General features: G+C 54.7%; 14 protein-coding genes. 8 read left to right on the forward strand and 6 right to left on the reverse strand.

The features are described 5' to 3' along the window. Nucleotides 1-6: 6 nt before the first annotated feature. Genes ssuD through ssuE form a run of 3 tightly spaced genes read right to left on the reverse strand, consistent with a single transcriptional unit; the run spans nt 7 to nt 2,673 of the window. Nucleotides 7-1,152 carry an FMNH2-dependent alkanesulfonate monooxygenase gene (gene ssuD / locus C0560_RS07485; RefSeq protein WP_100780698.1) on the reverse strand — a complete coding sequence of 382 codons (1,146 nt, stop codon included), beginning with the start codon at nt 1,150-1,152 and terminating at the stop codon, nt 7-9. Beyond that, nucleotides 1,149-2,105: a sulfonate ABC transporter substrate-binding protein gene (locus tag C0560_RS07490; protein WP_248859924.1), complete on the reverse strand. Its 957-nt coding sequence runs from the start codon at nt 2,103-2,105 to the stop codon at nt 1,149-1,151. The genes ssuD and C0560_RS07490 overlap by 4 nt, the downstream gene beginning before the upstream one ends. Next, nucleotides 2,098-2,673: an NADPH-dependent FMN reductase gene (gene ssuE, locus C0560_RS07495; protein ID WP_100780696.1), complete on the reverse strand. Its 576-nt coding sequence runs from the start codon at nt 2,671-2,673 to the stop codon at nt 2,098-2,100. The genes C0560_RS07490 and ssuE overlap by 8 nt, the downstream gene beginning before the upstream one ends. 247 nt (nt 2,674-2,920) lie before the next feature. Here ssuE and pyrD point away from each other — a divergent pair, with 247 nt between their 5' ends. Both pyrD and zapC read left to right on the forward strand, forming a co-directional pair. Further along, a complete protein-coding gene (gene pyrD / locus C0560_RS07500; RefSeq protein ID WP_102105596.1) occupies nt 2,921-3,931 on the forward strand; it encodes a quinone-dependent dihydroorotate dehydrogenase in 1,011 nt (336 codons plus the stop codon). A 165-nt stretch (nt 3,932-4,096) separates the two neighbouring features. After that, nucleotides 4,097-4,639, forward strand: a complete 543-nt coding sequence (gene zapC, locus C0560_RS07505) for a cell division protein ZapC (RefSeq protein ID WP_100780694.1) — start codon at nt 4,097-4,099, stop codon at nt 4,637-4,639. Here the strand turns inward: zapC and C0560_RS07510 are convergent. Then, nucleotides 4,636-5,745 carry a YcbX family protein gene (locus C0560_RS07510; protein WP_123429143.1) on the reverse strand — a complete coding sequence of 370 codons (1,110 nt, stop codon included), beginning with the start codon at nt 5,743-5,745 and terminating at the stop codon, nt 4,636-4,638. The two genes, zapC and C0560_RS07510, sit on opposite strands and share 4 nt — an antisense overlap. A 104-nt stretch (nt 5,746-5,849) precedes the next feature. Between C0560_RS07510 and rlmKL the strand changes: the two genes are divergently transcribed. The 6 genes from rlmKL (at nt 5,850) to rmf (ending at nt 13,775) form a co-directional block, all read left to right on the forward strand. Further along, nucleotides 5,850-7,958, forward strand: coding sequence for a bifunctional 23S rRNA (guanine(2069)-N(7))-methyltransferase RlmK/23S rRNA (guanine(2445)-N(2))-methyltransferase RlmL (gene rlmKL, locus C0560_RS07515; RefSeq protein WP_102105594.1), 2,109 nt, complete (start codon nt 5,850-5,852; stop codon nt 7,956-7,958). Between the two features lie 12 nt (nt 7,959-7,970). Next, the gene (locus C0560_RS07520) at nt 7,971-9,878 is read left to right on the forward strand and encodes an ABC transporter ATP-binding protein (RefSeq protein WP_123429142.1); all 1,908 of its coding nucleotides are present in this window, start codon (nt 7,971-7,973) and stop codon (nt 9,876-9,878) included. Between the two features lie 13 nt (nt 9,879-9,891). Further along, complete coding sequence (gene pqiA / locus C0560_RS07525; RefSeq protein ID WP_248859925.1) at nt 9,892-11,145, forward strand: membrane integrity-associated transporter subunit PqiA; 1,254 nt, start codon at nt 9,892-9,894, stop codon at nt 11,143-11,145. A 4-nt stretch (nt 11,146-11,149) separates the two neighbouring features. Further along, nucleotides 11,150-12,787, forward strand: a complete 1,638-nt coding sequence (gene pqiB, locus C0560_RS07530) for an intermembrane transport protein PqiB (protein ID WP_100780689.1) — start codon at nt 11,150-11,152, stop codon at nt 12,785-12,787. Beyond that, on the forward strand, nt 12,787-13,353 hold the full coding sequence (gene pqiC, locus C0560_RS07535; RefSeq protein WP_248859926.1) for a membrane integrity-associated transporter subunit PqiC: 567 nt from the start codon (nt 12,787-12,789) through the stop codon (nt 13,351-13,353). Before pqiB ends, pqiC begins: the two co-directional genes overlap by 1 nt. A gap of 254 nt (nt 13,354-13,607) precedes the next feature. Next, entirely contained in the window at nt 13,608-13,775 is a 168-nt protein-coding gene (rmf, locus tag C0560_RS07540) for a ribosome modulation factor (protein ID WP_100780687.1), read from the forward strand. A gap of 76 nt (nt 13,776-13,851) precedes the next feature. On the opposite strand, the gene fabA is transcribed toward rmf, so the two are convergent. Further along, nucleotides 13,852-14,370, reverse strand: a complete 519-nt coding sequence (fabA, locus tag C0560_RS07545; RefSeq protein ID WP_064325594.1) for a bifunctional 3-hydroxydecanoyl-ACP dehydratase/trans-2-decenoyl-ACP isomerase — start codon at nt 14,368-14,370, stop codon at nt 13,852-13,854. 68 nt (nt 14,371-14,438) lie between these two features. Beyond that, a complete protein-coding gene (locus C0560_RS07550; protein ID WP_248859928.1) occupies nt 14,439-16,199 on the reverse strand; it encodes a Lon protease family protein in 1,761 nt (586 codons plus the stop codon). Nucleotides 16,200-16,365 lie beyond the last annotated feature (166 nt).

Here is a 16,365-nt window from a genome sequence, read left to right on the forward strand (position 1 = left end):
ACCTCGTTAGCTCTGCGCGACTTTTCGCGGGATAAACTCATTCGCTACGGCTTCGCCCTGAAGCTGGAGCGCGCGCGGCTGCGGGATTTCCGGGATGGCTACATCCAGATGCGGGAACAGCAGCTCGCCGACGTTGTATGCTTCTTCCAGATGCGGATAGCCAGACAAGATAAAGCTGTCGATACCCAGATCGGCATACTCGTTGATCCGCGCCGCGACCGTAGGGCCATCGCCCACCAGCGCCGTGCCTGCGCCGCCGCGAACCAGGCCTACACCCGCCCACAGATTCGGGCTGATTTCGAGATTATCTTTGTTGCCTTTATGCAGGGAGGCCATCCGGTGCTGCCCTACGGAATCAGTCTTCGCAAAGGCTGCCTGCGCTTTGGCAATGGTGTCATCGTCCAGATGAGAAATCAGACGGTCGGCGGCCTGCCAGGCTTCGGCGTTCGTTTCTCGCACGATGACGTGCAGGCGAATGCCAAAGCGCACTTTGCGCCCATGCGCGGCGGCTTTGGCGCGCACCTGCTCAATTTTCTCTTTCACCAGCTCAGGCGGTTCGCCCCAGGTCAGATAGAGATCAACCTGTTCAGCAGCCAGATCCTGCGCGACATCTGACGATCCGCCAAAGTAGAGTGGGGGACGCGGCTGTTGCACCGGCGCAAACAGCAGCTTCGCATCGCGAACGTGGATATGTTTGCCCTCGTAGGTGACGGTTTCGCCCTCCAGCAGACGGCGCCAGACGCGGGTAAATTCCGCGGAAGCCTCGTAGCGCTCCGTGTGATCGAGGAACACGCCGTCGGCGGCCAGCTCTTGCGGATCGCTGCCGGTCACCAGGTTAAACAGGGCGCGGCCATTGGAAAGACGATCCAGCGTCGCGGCCTGACGGGCGGCAACGGTTGGGGAGACCACGCTCGGTCGCAGGGCCACCAGGAATTTCAGACGCTGCGTGACCGGTATCATCGAAGCGGCCACCAGCCATGCATCCTCGCAGGAGCGCCCTGTCGGGATCAGCACGCCGGTAAAACCGATTCTGTCGGCGGCCTGCGCGATTTGCTGCAGATAGCCGTAGTCTACCGGGCGAGCACCCTCTTCGGTGCCAAGATAATGCCCATCACCGTGGGTCGGTAAAAACCAGAACAGATTCAGACTCATGATTTCGATCCTTCTTTGTCAGAGGGTTGCCAGATACGGTCGCGAATATCGATTTTTTTCGGCACGAGACGGTTCTCGTAGAACAGATCTGCGGTTTGCTGCTGAAGGTCAGCGGTTTTCGCGTCGACGGGTTTAATCACTGTCGTCGGGCGATGATCCAGATAGCTGGCGATCACCGGCTCCGGCAGGCCCATGGTTTTGGCGAGCAGAGCGATGCTTTCCTGACGCTGACTCTGAGTGAGCGCATCCGCCTCGCTAAAGGTCTGCAGCACACCCTGAACAAAGTCGCCGTTCTTTTCCGCATACGGGCGCGCGGCAAGATAGAACGAACCGGTCTGCTTCAGCGTTTCGCCATCTTTCAGCACCCGAACGCCGCCCTGTAATAAGGCGGCAGAGTAGTACGGGTCCCAGATCGCCCAGGCATCAACATTATTTTGCTGGAACGCCGCGCGGGCATCCGCCGGAGTTAAGTAGACAGGCTGAATATCCTTGAACGTCAGACCCGCCTGTTGAAGGGCGCGCAAAAGCAGGTTGTGGGAGCTGGAACCTTTCTGGAAGGCGACTTTGTGGCCTTTCAGATCGGCGACGGTTTTGATCGGGCTGTTTTCAGGCACCAGAATCACTTCCGCTTTCGGCTTTGGCGGCTCGACGCCAACGTAGACCAGATCCGCTCCGGCAGCTTGGGCAAAAATAGGAGGGATGTCGCCGGTACTGCCCAAATCAATACTGCCGACGTTCAGCGCCTCCAGCATCTGCGGCCCGGCCGGGAACTCGATCCATGAGAATTTTGTGTCCGGATAGCGCTTCTCCAGCAACTGATGGCTTTTCGCCAGCACCATGCTGACGCTGCCTTTTTGATATCCGATACGCAGGCTTTCAGGCGCCGGTTCCGCCGCCTGCGCCTGCGCAAGCGCAGAAACAGCGAACAGGGCGGTCAGAAGATATTTAAACATGGGCGACTCCTTTCAGACGGCCAAAGGCGGGGGCTTGTACATCGCGGCGATGCAACGCCTGCCAGAAGGTTTCCAGCGCGCTATCAAGGCGCAGGTGCAGGTTCGGGGTGAACTGCGGTTTATGCTGGTAATCGATCACCTGAGAGTCATCGGCAAACACCCCGTGCAGGATCTCCTGGGCTTTGAGCGCATTCAGGACTGGCTTGAGGGCGTAATCCACCGCCAGCATGTGCGCAACGGTGCCGCCGGTCGCCAGAGGGAGAACCACTTTTCCCTCCAGCGCACGTTCAGGCAGAAGATCGAGCAGGGTTTTCAGCGCGCCTGAGAAAGAGGCTTTATAGATCGGTGTCGCCACGATCAGCCCGTCGGCTCCTTTGAGCTGTTCGATCAGCGCCTGTAATGCCGGGCTGTCGAAGCGGGCATAAAGAAGATCTTCCGGCTCAAAGTTTTGCAAGTTCCAGTGGCACACCTCGACGTTCAGCGAGTTGAGCTGTTCGCGGGCGTATTCCAGCAGGGCGCTGGAGCGAGAAGGGAAACGCGGACTTCCGGCCAACGTGATGACGCGCATGTTTGCTCCTTATAACTATTTGTTTGCTTTTATCTAACATTCATAACAATTTTCACGAGTGTGACATTGCACGGTTATTCCACTAAATGATTTATCTGAAATTAAAATGCCGAAAATTGCATAAGAAAGAGGCAGAAAGGAAAACGATTGCGCTTTACGATGATTTTTTGCCACAGGTCAATTCCCTTTCCTGGCGCGATCGCTGATAATCCGTGTCCGGTTTGCATACCGGAATCCAGGAGAGTTCATGTACTACCCCTTCGTTCGTAAAGCCCTTTTTCAGCTCGATCCAGAGCGCGCTCATGAATTGACATTCCAGCAGTTACGCCGCATTACAGGAACGCCTCTTGAGGCGCTGGTGCGCCAGAAAGTGCAGGAAAAACCTGTCCAGTGCATGGGCCTGACGTTTAAGAACCCACTGGGTCTGGCAGCAGGTCTCGACAAAAATGGTGAGTGCATTGACGCCCTTGGCGCGATGGGGTTTGGCTCCATCGAAGTGGGCACCGTGACGCCGCGCGCGCAGGACGGGAACGACAAGCCGCGCCTGTTCCGCCTGGTTGAAGCAGAAGGGTTGATCAACCGGATGGGCTTCAATAACCACGGTGTTGATCATCTGGTGGAGAACGTTAAAAAAGCCCATTTTGACGGTGTGCTAGGAATTAATATCGGCAAAAATAAAGATACGCCGGTTGAGCAGGGTAAAGATGACTATCTGATTTGTATGGAAAAAGTCTATGCCTATGCCGGTTATATCGCGATAAATATCTCTTCGCCAAATACCCCTGGCTTGCGTACGCTGCAATATGGTGAAGCGCTGGACGATCTGTTAAGTGCGATTAAAAATAAACAGAATGAACTCCAGGCGACCCATCATAAATATGTTCCGATCGCCGTTAAGATCGCCCCGGATCTTTCTGTCGAAGAATTGATCCAGGTAGCCGACAGTTTGGTTCGCCATAATATTGATGGTGTTATTGCCACCAATACTACGCTCGATCGCGCCCTCGTGCAGGGAATGAAAAACTGCGACGAAATGGGTGGCTTAAGTGGTCGTCCGGTACAATTAAAAAGCACCGAAATTATTCGTGCCTTGTCGGCGGAATTAAAAGGTCGCTTACCGATCATCGGCGTGGGCGGGATCGACTCTGTCATCGCGGCTCGCGAGAAGATGGCGGCAGGTGCCTCACTGGTGCAAATCTATTCCGGCTTTATTTTTAAAGGCCCACAATTGATTAAAGAAATCGTTAATCATATCTAATCTTTTCTCCATATCAGACAACCAGGGCTTTATTTCCAGCCCTGGTTGTTTTATATTCCGTCTTTGTTGCTTATTTAGACATTATGGTCTTTTATTATTGATGTTATAAACGAAGCGATAATTTGGACATTTTAAGAACAGGACGTTGTGGGGAAGGAGAGGAAAATGCGAATAAAACCTGACGATAACTGGCGCTGGTATTTTTGCGAAGAGCACGATCGAATGATGCTCGATTTAGCCAATGGTATGTTATTTCGCTCTCGTTTTGCTCGCCGAATGCTGACCCCGGATGCGTTTGCACCGTCAGGCTTTTGTGTTGACGATGCAGCCCTGTTTTTCTCTTTTGAAGAGAAATGTCGCGATCTTATTCTCTCTAAAGAGCAGCGCGCCGAACTGGTGCTAAATGCGCTGGTGGCGATTCGCTTCCTGAAACCGCAGATGCCAAAAAGCTGGCACTTTCTCGCTCACGGGCAAGCATGGTCCCCGGTCACCGGCGATGCGGCCTGCGTCAATCTCAGCGATACTTCGGAAGAGGTGAGTTTGCTGGTGGTAGAACCGGGCGAAAACGCCGCGCTCTGTTTGCTGGCGCAACCCGGCGTGGTGATTGCCGGGCGCACAATGCAATTGGGTGATGCGATTAAAGTGATGAACGACCGGCTTAAACCGCAACTGCGTATGGATTCCTTTAGCCTCGAACAGGCTGTTTAGCGCTCTAGCTGCAAAGACGTTTTCGGAATGCAGCTACAGCACAGAATCGTACCATCTTCGCTTACGGCTGATTTCTTCAGCGCCGTCACTTCGCCATCGACCAGAGTGATGCGACAGCTTCCACAGATCCCCGCACGACACGAATAGGGCACGCGGATCCCCGCTTGTTCCAGCTGTTCAAGCAGTACCTGCTGATTATTCCCCGGTAAGGTTTGTCCCTCCCACTGAAGCGTCACCTTTGTGACAGGCAGCGTTTCAGCTTCAAGCGCTTCTTCTTCCGGCCCTGGGCCGTAAACTCGGGCAGGACCCGTTGCGAGGATCTCAATCTCGTCGCCGACGCGAATCACGCCGCTGGTGCGCGGGATCAGGTTCTGACCAAAATCGACATCGCCGTTATCCTGTGCGGTGCGGAAAGACTGTAAGGTTTTCAGCGGCTCGCCGGAAGGGTGTTTTTGCCCTTTTTCCGGGCTGATGGTGGTGAAAATACAGCGGCTGCACGGTTTCACCACATCAAAAATCACGCTGCCGATACGGATCACTTTCCAGGTATCTTCTTCCCAGGCCTGTGCGCCCGTCACGACCAGATTCGGGCGGAACTGCTCCATCTGCACGCTGGCGGAACAGCGGTTTTGCAGATCGCGCAGGGAGGCGTCATTCGTCAGCAGATAGGGAAAACCGTCGGCAAAGGAGAGGGGAACGGCTTCAAAACGCTTCACGCGGCGCGTAAGCTCCGGGCCGACCCAGCGCAGCTGCACCGCGCGGGAGAAGAAACCGCTCAGCCAGGTGTTAATCTCATCCGGGGCGATGCGGGCGGTGAAATGGTTACCCCACACTTCTGTCGGGGCATCAACGGGGGCAAAGTCAGTAAAGCGTGCAATCACGCTTGAGCCATCCGGCGCCGTCAAATGCAGGCCGTCGTGCAGCGGAGCCGGGATAAAACGCACCATCTGCGGGAACTGGCGGGCGGTGATGAAGGTGCCGTCCGGTTCGGTAATCATAAATATGCGATCGAAGGCAAAGCCGCTGACGTCAGCAAGCGCGTGGGTCAGGCCAATACCACGCATGGATTTGACCGGATGAATAAAAAGCCTGGATAACGTCGCCACTGTTCACGCCCTCGAACGATTTGAAAATAAGCCTTCAACTTTATGACATAGAGCGCATATTAGCTATAATGCGCAGCAATTTTCTACGAGTAATAAGTGACGATATGAATTCTCTGTTTGCCAGTACGGCCCGTGGGCTGGAAGAGCTGTTAAAAACTGAACTGGAAAGCCTTGGCGCGCTTGAGTGTCAGGTGGTTCAGGGTGGTGTCCACTTTGAGGGCGACACACGGCTTATTTACCAGAGCCTGATGTGGAGTCGCCTGGCGTCGCGCATCATGTTGCCGCTGGGTGCCTGCAAGGTCTACAGCGACCTTGATCTGTATCTCGGCGTGCAAGCGATCGACTGGACAGAGATTTTCGCCCCGGGTGCGACCTTTGCCGTGCATTTCAGCGGTCTGAACGACGAAATCCGTAACAGCCAGTACGGTGCACTGAAGGTGAAAGACGCCATCGTCGACAGCTTCACGCGTAAAAATCTTGAACGCCCGAACGTCGATCGTGAAAATCCCGATCTGCGCATCAACGTGTGGCTCAATAAAGAGACCGCCAATATTTCTCTGGATCTTTGCGGCGAAGGCCTGCACCAGCGCGGTTATCGCGATCGCGCCGGTATTGCACCGATCAAAGAAAACCTGGCTGCGGCCATTGTGATGCGCTCTGGCTGGCTGCCGGGCACGCCGATGATCGACCCAATGTGCGGTTCCGGCACCTTGCTGATTGAAGCGGCCATGCTGGCCACCGACCGCGCGCCAGGATTGCATCGCGGGCAGTGGGGCTTTAGCGGCTGGGCACAGCATGACGACGCCATCTGGAAAGAGGTCAAAGCCGAAGCACAGGTCCGTGCACGTAAAGGCCTGGCTGATTACACCTCCCGTTTCTATGGCTCGGACAGCGACGCTCGCGTAATTGAACGCGCGCGCAGCAACGCCCGCCGCGCTGGTATCGGCGAACTGATCGACTTCGAGGTGAAAGACGTCTCCCAGTTAACCAACCCGCTGCCGAAAGGCCCTTACGGTACGGTGATCAGTAACCCGCCGTACGGCGAACGTCTCGATAGCGAACCGGCGCTGATTGCGCTGCACAGTCTGCTGGGTCGCACCATGAAAGATTATTTCGGCGGCTGGAATCTGTCGCTGTTTAGCGGTTCTCCTGAGCTGCTGAGCTGCCTCCAGCTCCGCGCCGAGCGTCAGTTCAAAGCCAAAAACGGCCCGCTGGACTGCGTACAGAAAAACTACCATCTGACCGAGAAAGATGGCGACAGCAAGCCATCGACGGTGGCAGAAGACTACGCTAACCGTCTGCGTAAGAATCTGAAGAAATTCGAAAAATGGGCGAAACAGGAAGGCATTGAATGCTATCGCATTTACGATGCCGATCTGCCGGAATATAACGTTGCGGTAGACCGTTATGCGGACTGGGTCGTGGTGCAGGAATACGCTGCGCCGAAAACCATTGATGCCCAAAAAGCGCGCCAGCGTTTGCTGGACATCATCGCGGCGACAATTGGCGTGATGGGCATTGCGCCGAACAAACTGATCCTGAAGACCCGTGAGCGTCAGAAAGGGACCAATCAGTATCAGAAAATGGGCGATAAGGGCGACTTTATCGAGGTGGGCGAATACAATGCGCGCCTGTGGGTGAACCTGACAGACTATCTCGACACCGGTCTGTTCCTCGATCACCGTATCGCGCGTCGTATGCTGGGCCAGATGAGCAAAGGGAAAGACTTCCTGAACCTGTTCGCTTATACCGGCAGCGCCAGCGTTCATGCGGGCCTGGGCGGTGCGCGTAGCACCACCACGGTGGACATGTCGCGTACCTATCTGGAGTGGGCGGAGCGCAACCTGCGTCTCAACGGCCTGACCGGTCGTCAGCATCGTCTGCTGCAGGCCGATGTACTGGGCTGGCTGCGCGATACGGATGAGCAGTTCGATCTGATCTTCATCGATCCGCCGACCTTCTCCAACTCCAAGCGTATGGAAGACACCTTCGACGTTCAGCGCGATCACCTGCGTCTGATGACCGACCTGAAACGTCTGCTGCGTAAAGGCGGCACCATTATGTTCTCGAACAACAAACGCGGCTTCCGCATGGACAATGACGGGCTGGAAAAACTGGGGCTGAAAGCACAAGAAATCAGTCAAAAAACGCTGTCTCAGGACTTCGCCCGTAACCGTCAAATTCACAACTGCTGGTTGATTACCGCAGTCTGAAAGGAAATTTAAATGTCATTAATTAGCATGCACGGCGCATGGCTGTCCTTCAGCGATGCGCCACTTCTCGACGATACAGAACTGCACATTGAAGACAACGAACGCGTCTGTCTGGTGGGCCGTAACGGCGCGGGTAAATCCACGCTGATGAAGATCCTCAACCGTGAGCAGGGTCTGGACGATGGACGTATCGTTTATGAGCAGGATCTGATCGTTTCTCGTCTGCAACAGGATCCGCCGCGCAACGTCGCGGGCAGCGTCTATGATTTTGTCGCCGAAGGGATCTCCGAGCAGGCCGAATACCTGAAAGGCTATCACGATATTTCGCATCTGGTGATGACCGATCCGAGCGAAAAAAACCTCAACGAGATGGCGCGCCTGCAGGATTTGCTGGATCACCACGGCCTGTGGCAGCTGGAAGACCGCATCAATGAAGTGCTGGAGCAGCTTGGCCTTGAGGCCGATATGGCGCTGGCTTCTCTGTCTGGTGGCTGGCTGCGTAAAGCGGCGCTGGGCCGCGCACTGGTCTGCGGGCCAAAAGTGCTGCTGCTCGATGAACCGACGAACCACCTGGATATCGAAACCATCGACTGGCTGGAAGGGTTCCTGAAAACCTTCAATGGCACCATTATCTTTATCTCGCACGACCGTTCATTTATCCGCAATATGGCCACCCGTATTGTCGATCTCGATCGCGGCAAGCTGGTCACGTATCCGGGCGATTACGACACTTATCTGCTGGAAAAAGAAGAGAACCTGCGCGTTGAAGAGCTGCAAAACGCCGAGTTTGACCGCAAACTGGCGCAGGAAGAGGTGTGGATCCGTCAGGGCATCAAAGCGCGTCGTACCCGTAACGAAGGCCGCGTGCGTGCCCTCAAAGCGATGCGTAACGAACGCAGCCAGCGCCGTGAAGTGATGGGCAGCGCGAAGATGCAGGTCGAAGAGGCCTCTCGTTCCGGCAAAATTGTCTTCGAAATGGAAAACGTGAACTACCAGGTCGACGGCAAAGTGCTGGTGACCGATTTCTCCGCGCAGGTTCAGCGCGGCGATAAAATTGCACTGATCGGCCCGAACGGCTGCGGTAAATCCACGCTGCTGAAACTGATGCTGGGCCAGCTACAGGCTGACAGCGGCCGTGTTCACTGCGGGACTAAACTGGAAGTGGCCTATTTCGATCAGCACCGTACTGAGCTTGATCCTGAAAGAACGGTGATGGATAACCTGGCAGAAGGCAAGCAAGAGGTGATGGTTAACGGGAAACCGCGCCATGTGCTGGGCTATCTGCAGGACTTCCTGTTCCATCCAAAACGCGCCATGACGCCTGTTCGCGCGCTATCCGGCGGGGAACGTAACCGACTTCTGCTGGCGCGTTTGTTCCTGAAACCCAGCAACCTGTTGATTCTCGATGAACCGACGAACGATCTGGATGTCGAAACCCTGGAACTGCTCGAAGAGCTGATCGACGGCTATCAGGGCACCGTGATGCTGGTGAGCCACGACCGTCAGTTTGTGGACAACACCGTCACCGAATGCTGGATTTTTGAAGGCGAAGGTCGTATTGGTCAGTATGTGGGCGGTTATCAGGACGCGCGAGGGCAACAGGCGCAATCCTTAGCGCATAAACAGTCCAAATCTAAAACGGGATCGCAACCGCCTGTCGCAAAAGCAGAAACTGTCAAAAAGCCGACGGTTAAAATGAGCTATAACCTGCAGCGCGAGCTGGAAGGATTGCCGCAGCGTCTTGAAGAGCTGGAAACGCAACTGGAATCATTACAGGCTCAAGTTGCTGATGCATCCTTCTTTAGCCAGCCACACGACTATACTCAGAAAATATTGGCAGAGCTTTCCCAGGCCGAAAAGGCGCTGGAAGAGGCATTTGAGCGCTGGGAGTACCTTGAGGCACTCAAAAACGGCGCATAAACAGGGATACCCGATGTGTGATCAGCACCATGCCGACCGGCATATTTTATGCTCGCAATGCGATATGCTCGTGGCGCTGCCTGAGATGGGTCACGGACATAAGGCGGCATGCCCCCGTTGTGGGGCAACGCTGACGACAGAGTGGGACGCGCCAAGGCAGCGTCCCACTGCTTATGCGCTTGCGGCACTGTTTATGCTGCTGCTCTCGAATCTTTTTCCGTTCATCTATATGAAAGTCGGCGGGATGACCAGCGAAGTCAATTTGCTGGAGATCCCAGGCGTCATGTTCTCGGAAGATTACGCCAGCCTTGGCACCTTCTTTCTTCTCTTTGTGCAAATCGTTCCGGCGTTTTGCCTGGTCGTGATTTTACTGCTGGTAAACCGCGTCCGGATGCCCATTAAAGTCAAAATTCTGCTTGCCCGAATTCTTTTCCAGCTGAAAAGCTGGGGAATGGCGGAGATTTTCCTCGCGGGGATTCTGGTCAGTTTTGTGAAGCTGATGGCCTATGGCGACGTCGGCATCGGCAGCAGTTTTGTTCCTTGGTGTCTGTACTGCATGCTACAGCTGCGCGCCTTCCAGTGTGTCGACCGCCGCTGGACCTGGGATGATATTGCACCTGCGCCAACGCTAAACCAGACCGTAAAAGTGGGCGTGCCCGGAATTCGCCAGGGATTGCGCTCCTGTACGTGCTGTACCGCCATTCTGCCTGCTGATGTGGAAGAGTGCCCGCGTTGTGGCACCAAGGGGCATGTGCGGCGCAAAAACAGTCTGCAATGGACGATGGCCTTACTGGTCACCTCCATCATACTTTATCTGCCGGCCAATATTTTACCCATCATGATCACGGATCTGCTGGGAGATAAAATGCCTTCGACGATCCTGGCCGGGGTGGTGTTGCTGTGGGGTGAGGGATCTTATCCGGTGGCGATGGTGATTTTCATTGCCAGTATTATGGTTCCCACCTTAAAGATGATCGCGATTGCCTGGCTGTGCTGGGATGCTAAAGGCCATGGAAAGCGCGACAGCGAACGCATGCATCTGATTTATGAAGTCGTCGAATTTGTTGGCCGCTGGTCAATGATCGACGTGTTTGTGATTGCCGTTCTCTCCGCGCTGGTGCGCATGGGTGGACTGATGAGTATTTATCCCGCTATGGGCGCGCTGATGTTTGCGTTGGTCGTTGTCATGACGATGTTTGCGGCCCTGACTTTCGACCCGCGTTTATCCTGGGATCGTGAGCCAGAGTCAAGCCATGAGGAAGAGTGAAAGCATGGAAAATAAGAGTGGAGAGGCGAAAGTGCAGAAGGTCAAGAACTGGTCGCCGGTGTGGATCTTCCCCATCGTCACAGCGCTGATCGGAGCCTGGATCCTGTTTTATCATTACAGCCATCAAGGGCCGGAAGTGACGCTGATCACGACCAACGCCGAAGGCATTGAAGGGGGTAAAACCACCATCAAGAGCCGCAGCGTTGACGTGGGTGTCGTCGAGAGTGCGACGCTGACTGACGATCTCACACACGTTGAAATCAAAGCGCGCCTTCATTCCGGCATGGAGAAGCTGCTGCATGGCGATTCCGTCTTCTGGGTGGTTAAACCGCAGGTCGGACGCGAAGGGATCAGCGGCCTGGGGACGCTGCTTTCCGGGGCTTACATTGAGCTTCAGCCCGGCGCGAAGGGCAGCCAGCCCGGGCATTATCAACTGCTGGATGCACCGCCGCTTGCGCCGCCAGACGCGAAAGGTATCCGGGTGACCCTCGACAGCAAGAAAGCGGGGCAGCTCAGTCCTGGCGATCCGGTGCTGTTCCGTGGTTACCGCGTGGGCTCGGTGGAAACCAGTACCTTCGATGCGCAAAAACGTACTATCAGCTATCAGCTGTTTATCAATGCACCAAACGACCGTCTGGTGACCAGCAACGTACGCTTCTGGAAAGACAGCGGTATCGCGGTAGATCTGACGTCGGCGGGGATGCGCGTAGAGATGGGTTCTCTGACCACGCTGTTTGGCGGCGGGGTGAGTTTTGACGTGCCTGAGGGGATGGATCTGGGGCAGCCGGTTGCGCCAAAAACCGCGTTCAGACTGTTTGACGATCAGAAAAGCATCCAGGATGCACTCTATACCGATCATGTCGACTATCTGATGTTCTTCAAGGACTCTGTTCGTGGCCTACAACCAGGTGCGCCGGTGGAATTCCGTGGCATCCGCCTGGGTACAGTAGGTCAGGTGCCGTACTTTGTGCCGGGTCTGAATCAGGTACTGGATGACGACTATCGTATCCCGGTGTTGATCCGCATTGAACCAGAACGCTTACTGGCCCAGATTGGACAGAACCAGGATATCGGCACGCATATTAATCAGCTGTTGAGTCGCGGGTTACGTGGCTCGCTGAAAACCGGCAACCTGGTGACGGGCGCCCTGTATGTGGATATGGACTTCTATCCGAAAGCGCCAGCGATTACCGGTGCGCGTGAATTCGGTGGTTACACTATTATCCCAACCGTCAGCAGCGGTCTGGCGCAGATTCAGCAGCGCCTGATGGAGACTCTGGATAAGATTAACAATCTGCCGTTGAATCCGATGCTTGAGCAAGCGACCAACAGTCTGACGGAAAGCCAGGCCACGATGCGTCGTCTGCAAACCACACTGGATAACATCAACAAAATTACGGCTAACCAGTCGATGCAGCAGCTTCCGCAGGACATGCAGAAAACGTTGCGTGAGCTTAACCGTAGTATGCAAGGCTTCCAGCCAGGTTCGGCGGCGTACAACAAGATGGTGGCGGATATGCAGCGTCTGGATCAGGTCCTGCGCGAACTGCAGCCAGTTCTGAAAACGCTGAATGAGAAGAGCAACGCGCTGGTATTTGAAGCGAAGGACAAAAAAGATCCTGAGCCGAAGAGGGCAAAATAATGAAAAAATGGCTATTAATCGTCGGAGCAATGGTTTTAACGGCCTGTAGTTCAGGAAGCGATACCAAGAGTTACTACCAGCTGCCGATGGGGGCTCAGATGGGCGGGCAAAGCAGCGCCAGCCAGGGGCATCGCCTGCTGTGGGTTGAGCAGGTCACGATCCCCGATTCCCTCGCCGGCAACGGCGTGGTGTATCAGACCAGCGACGTGCAGTATGTGATTGCGAATAACAATCTGTGGGCCAGCCCCTTGGATCAACAGCTGCGCAATACGCTGGTGGCGAACCTGAGCAGCCAGTTGCCCGGATGGGTTGTTGCCTCACAGCCTCTGGGCAGCGACCAGGATACCCTCAACGTCAATGTGACGGGTTTCCATGGACGCTACGATGGCAGAGTGGTGATCAGCGGTGAGTGGCTGCTAAACCATCAGGGGCAGCTGATTAAGCGCCCGTTCCATCTTGAGCTGAAACAGCAGGAGGATGGTTACGACGCTATGGTGAAAGCCCTGGCCCAGGGCTGGGCACAGGAATCTGCCAGCATCGCCCAGGAGATTTCTCGCCTGCCATAAGCAAAATTCATGATGTTAAGCCGCCATCCGCGTTTCGCTGATGGCGGCTTTTTTTTCGGTTTTTGTTCAGGCTGTTACTTGTTCCAGCTCACAATTTTTGTACAAATGATCTTCTGTGTAGCTCACAAATATGACACTGGCGTGAATTTTGCGCATTGACGCATGGCGTGATTCGGGTTATTCGTTATCTGTGTTTGCACGTTTTGCATACACTGTTTTCTTTCCACCAGACCAAAGAATGAGGGAAACGAGGCATGAAGAGACAGAAACGAGATCGCCTGGAAAGGGCTCATCAACGTGGTTATCAGGCTGGCATCGCTGGACGCTCAAAAGAAATGTGTCCTTATCAGACGATAAATCAAAGGTCACAATGGCTGGGAGGCTGGCGAGAAGCCATCGGAGACAGGGTACTTCTTGCTTGATAACGTCTCTTTAAAAACAGAAACCTCCGCCATGCGGAGGTTTCGCCTTAGTTGCTCAAGCACTACTTAAGCAAAATCAGAACGCAGAAGTGTCCTGGAACAGACCGACTTTCAGGTCACTGGCGGTATAGATCACACGGCCATCAACCAGCACTTCACCGTCTGCCAGACCCATCACCAGACGACGGTTCACGATGCGTTTGAAGTGAATACGGTAGGTAACTTTCTTCGCGGAAGGCAGAACCTGACCGGTGAATTTCACTTCACCTACGCCCAGCGCGCGGCCTTTGCCTTCGCCGCCCAGCCAGCCGAGATAGAAGCCAACCAGCTGCCACATCGCATCCAGGCCTAAACAGCCAGGCATTACCGGATCGCCGATAAAGTGGCAACCGAAGAACCACAGGTCTGGATTGATATCGAGTTCCGCTTCCACGTAACCCTTGTCAAAGTTGCCGCCGGTTTCGGTCATTTTCACGACACGGTCCATCATCAGCATGCTAGGTGCCGGTAACTGCGGGCCTTTAGCGCCGAACAGTTCACCACGACCAGAGGCAAGAAGATCTTCTTTTGTATAGGATTCGCGTTTATCTACCATGTTCTCAGTAAGCCTTATTTTAGTGAAGCACGCAGGATAGCTAACACGTGTACGCTGAACAAGTCCGATCAGTTCGGGCTAAACCAGCTTAACCAGCGTAACGGCCATGGATAACGATGACGAGCATCCTGTTGCATCGCCTGAGCGATACGCTCCTGGATAGTTTGCATCAGCGTTGTTTGCACTTCGCCATCCCAGACCTGATTTGTCAGTAAGGGTAGCGCATCCGTGACATCGTCGATGGCCCAGATACTGAATTGCTCTGCATCCACCGCATCCAGTACCGCCTGGCTCAGGCTCAGATGACGTGCGTTTGGCGCAGGAATAATCACGCCCTGTTTGCCACTCAATCCACGCTGCTGGCAAATAGAGAAGAAGCCTTCGATTTTCTCATTCAGACCGCCAACCGGCTGAGCACGACCAAACTGATCGACAGAGCCGGTGATAGCAATGCTTTGATTAACCGGCACATCCGCAAGCGCACTGATAACAGCACAAAGCTCAGCCATAGACGCGCTGTCGCCGTCCACTTCACTGTAAGACTGCTCAAAGGTCAGTGAGGCGGAGAAGGGTAGCTGTTGCTCCAGCTGAAGCTGTGACATCAGGAAGGCCTGCATAATCATCATGCCCTTAGCATGAATGTTCCCGCCCAGCTCGGCTTTGCGCTCGACGTCAGTAAATTCGCCGTCGCCAATGTGGATGACGCAGCTGATACGTGAAGGTTCGCCAAAGGCACGCGGATGACCAGGGAACTCAATGACAGACAGGGCGTTGATTTGCCCCACACGCTCGCCTTCGGTTTCAACGAAGATCTGTTCCAGCAGGATTTCATCCTGCATACGATCCGCGAGATACCCTTCCCGCCATTCGCGCTGTGCCAGCATCTGGGCGAACTGCTCACCGGTAAAAGTACCCGGCCCGCTAATGACGCCTGTTTCGCGCAGTTGCTTGCTGATCCACAGCGGACAGAGTGGCAGAGTTTCCTGATCGCCCGTGTCACGTGCAGCTTCACGAATAAGACCTGTCCAGGCATCTGCGGCAGGGATCGGAAGAGCATAACGTGCCGCGACGGTCAGCACCCATTGGCACCATTGTGTCACGTCGTCTGCATCGGCGATCTGGATGTTATCTTCAAATTCGGTGTAAACGGCCTGATCGGCAAGTTCCGGCTCCATCTCCTGGAAATCCGCCAGAGACTCACGATCGCCAGCCAAAATCACTTTCAGTGACAGGGGCATCGATGGAATGGCGACAGGCAGCGGGCGGGACTCATCATAGGCAATCCAGTCGAAACGCTGATGTGCAACAATGTTCTTCAGACGCATCCACAGCAGCGGCTGTGCAAGCAGCGTTCGCAGAGAGATGATCAGGACACCGCCGTTGGCTTTGTGCACCAGGCCCGGCTGGATACTGAGCTGACCGTTAAAGTGACGAAGACAGCCAAACAATTGCTCCGCTTCTGCCCACTCGGCGGTAATGACCTCGCCGGTAGCGGCAAAATTATCATCAGCCTGCGTGGCGGGTTCGAAAGTGACATCACTTCCCACGATACGATATTGTCCGCCAAAAACGGTGTCCGTTTCTGGTTGCAATTGACGCACGGCATCGGCCATCAGAGCCAGGTATTCAGCTTCTTCTGGCGCCTTCAGTAACATGAAGGGGGAGGTTGTCCATGGGCTTAACGTCTGTTCAAGCGCGTAATGTAAACGCGGTTGCGTATCGCTAAGGATGAAGTCGTGTTCTTTTGCGAGGTCTGGCTGTGCAAACAGTTCCTGATAGCTCTCAGTATCAGGAACCAGGTCACGCCATGCTAGTTTCGTAATGGTCAAAGTTGATGTTTTTTAGTTAGATGTAAAACGGTGGATTATACCGCAAGCCTTGATCCATTCCCACGTGGTATTAGGGATTTCAGGCGGGGAATGCGCGGTAAGGGGTCACAGGATATGATTTCTTTTCAGCAGATTGCCAAAAAACTGATATTCTGAACATAGTTAC

The sequence above is a fragment of the Lelliottia sp. AC1 genome (assembly GCF_023278595.1).
GTDB lineage: Bacteria > Pseudomonadota > Gammaproteobacteria > Enterobacterales > Enterobacteriaceae > Enterobacter > Enterobacter nimipressuralis.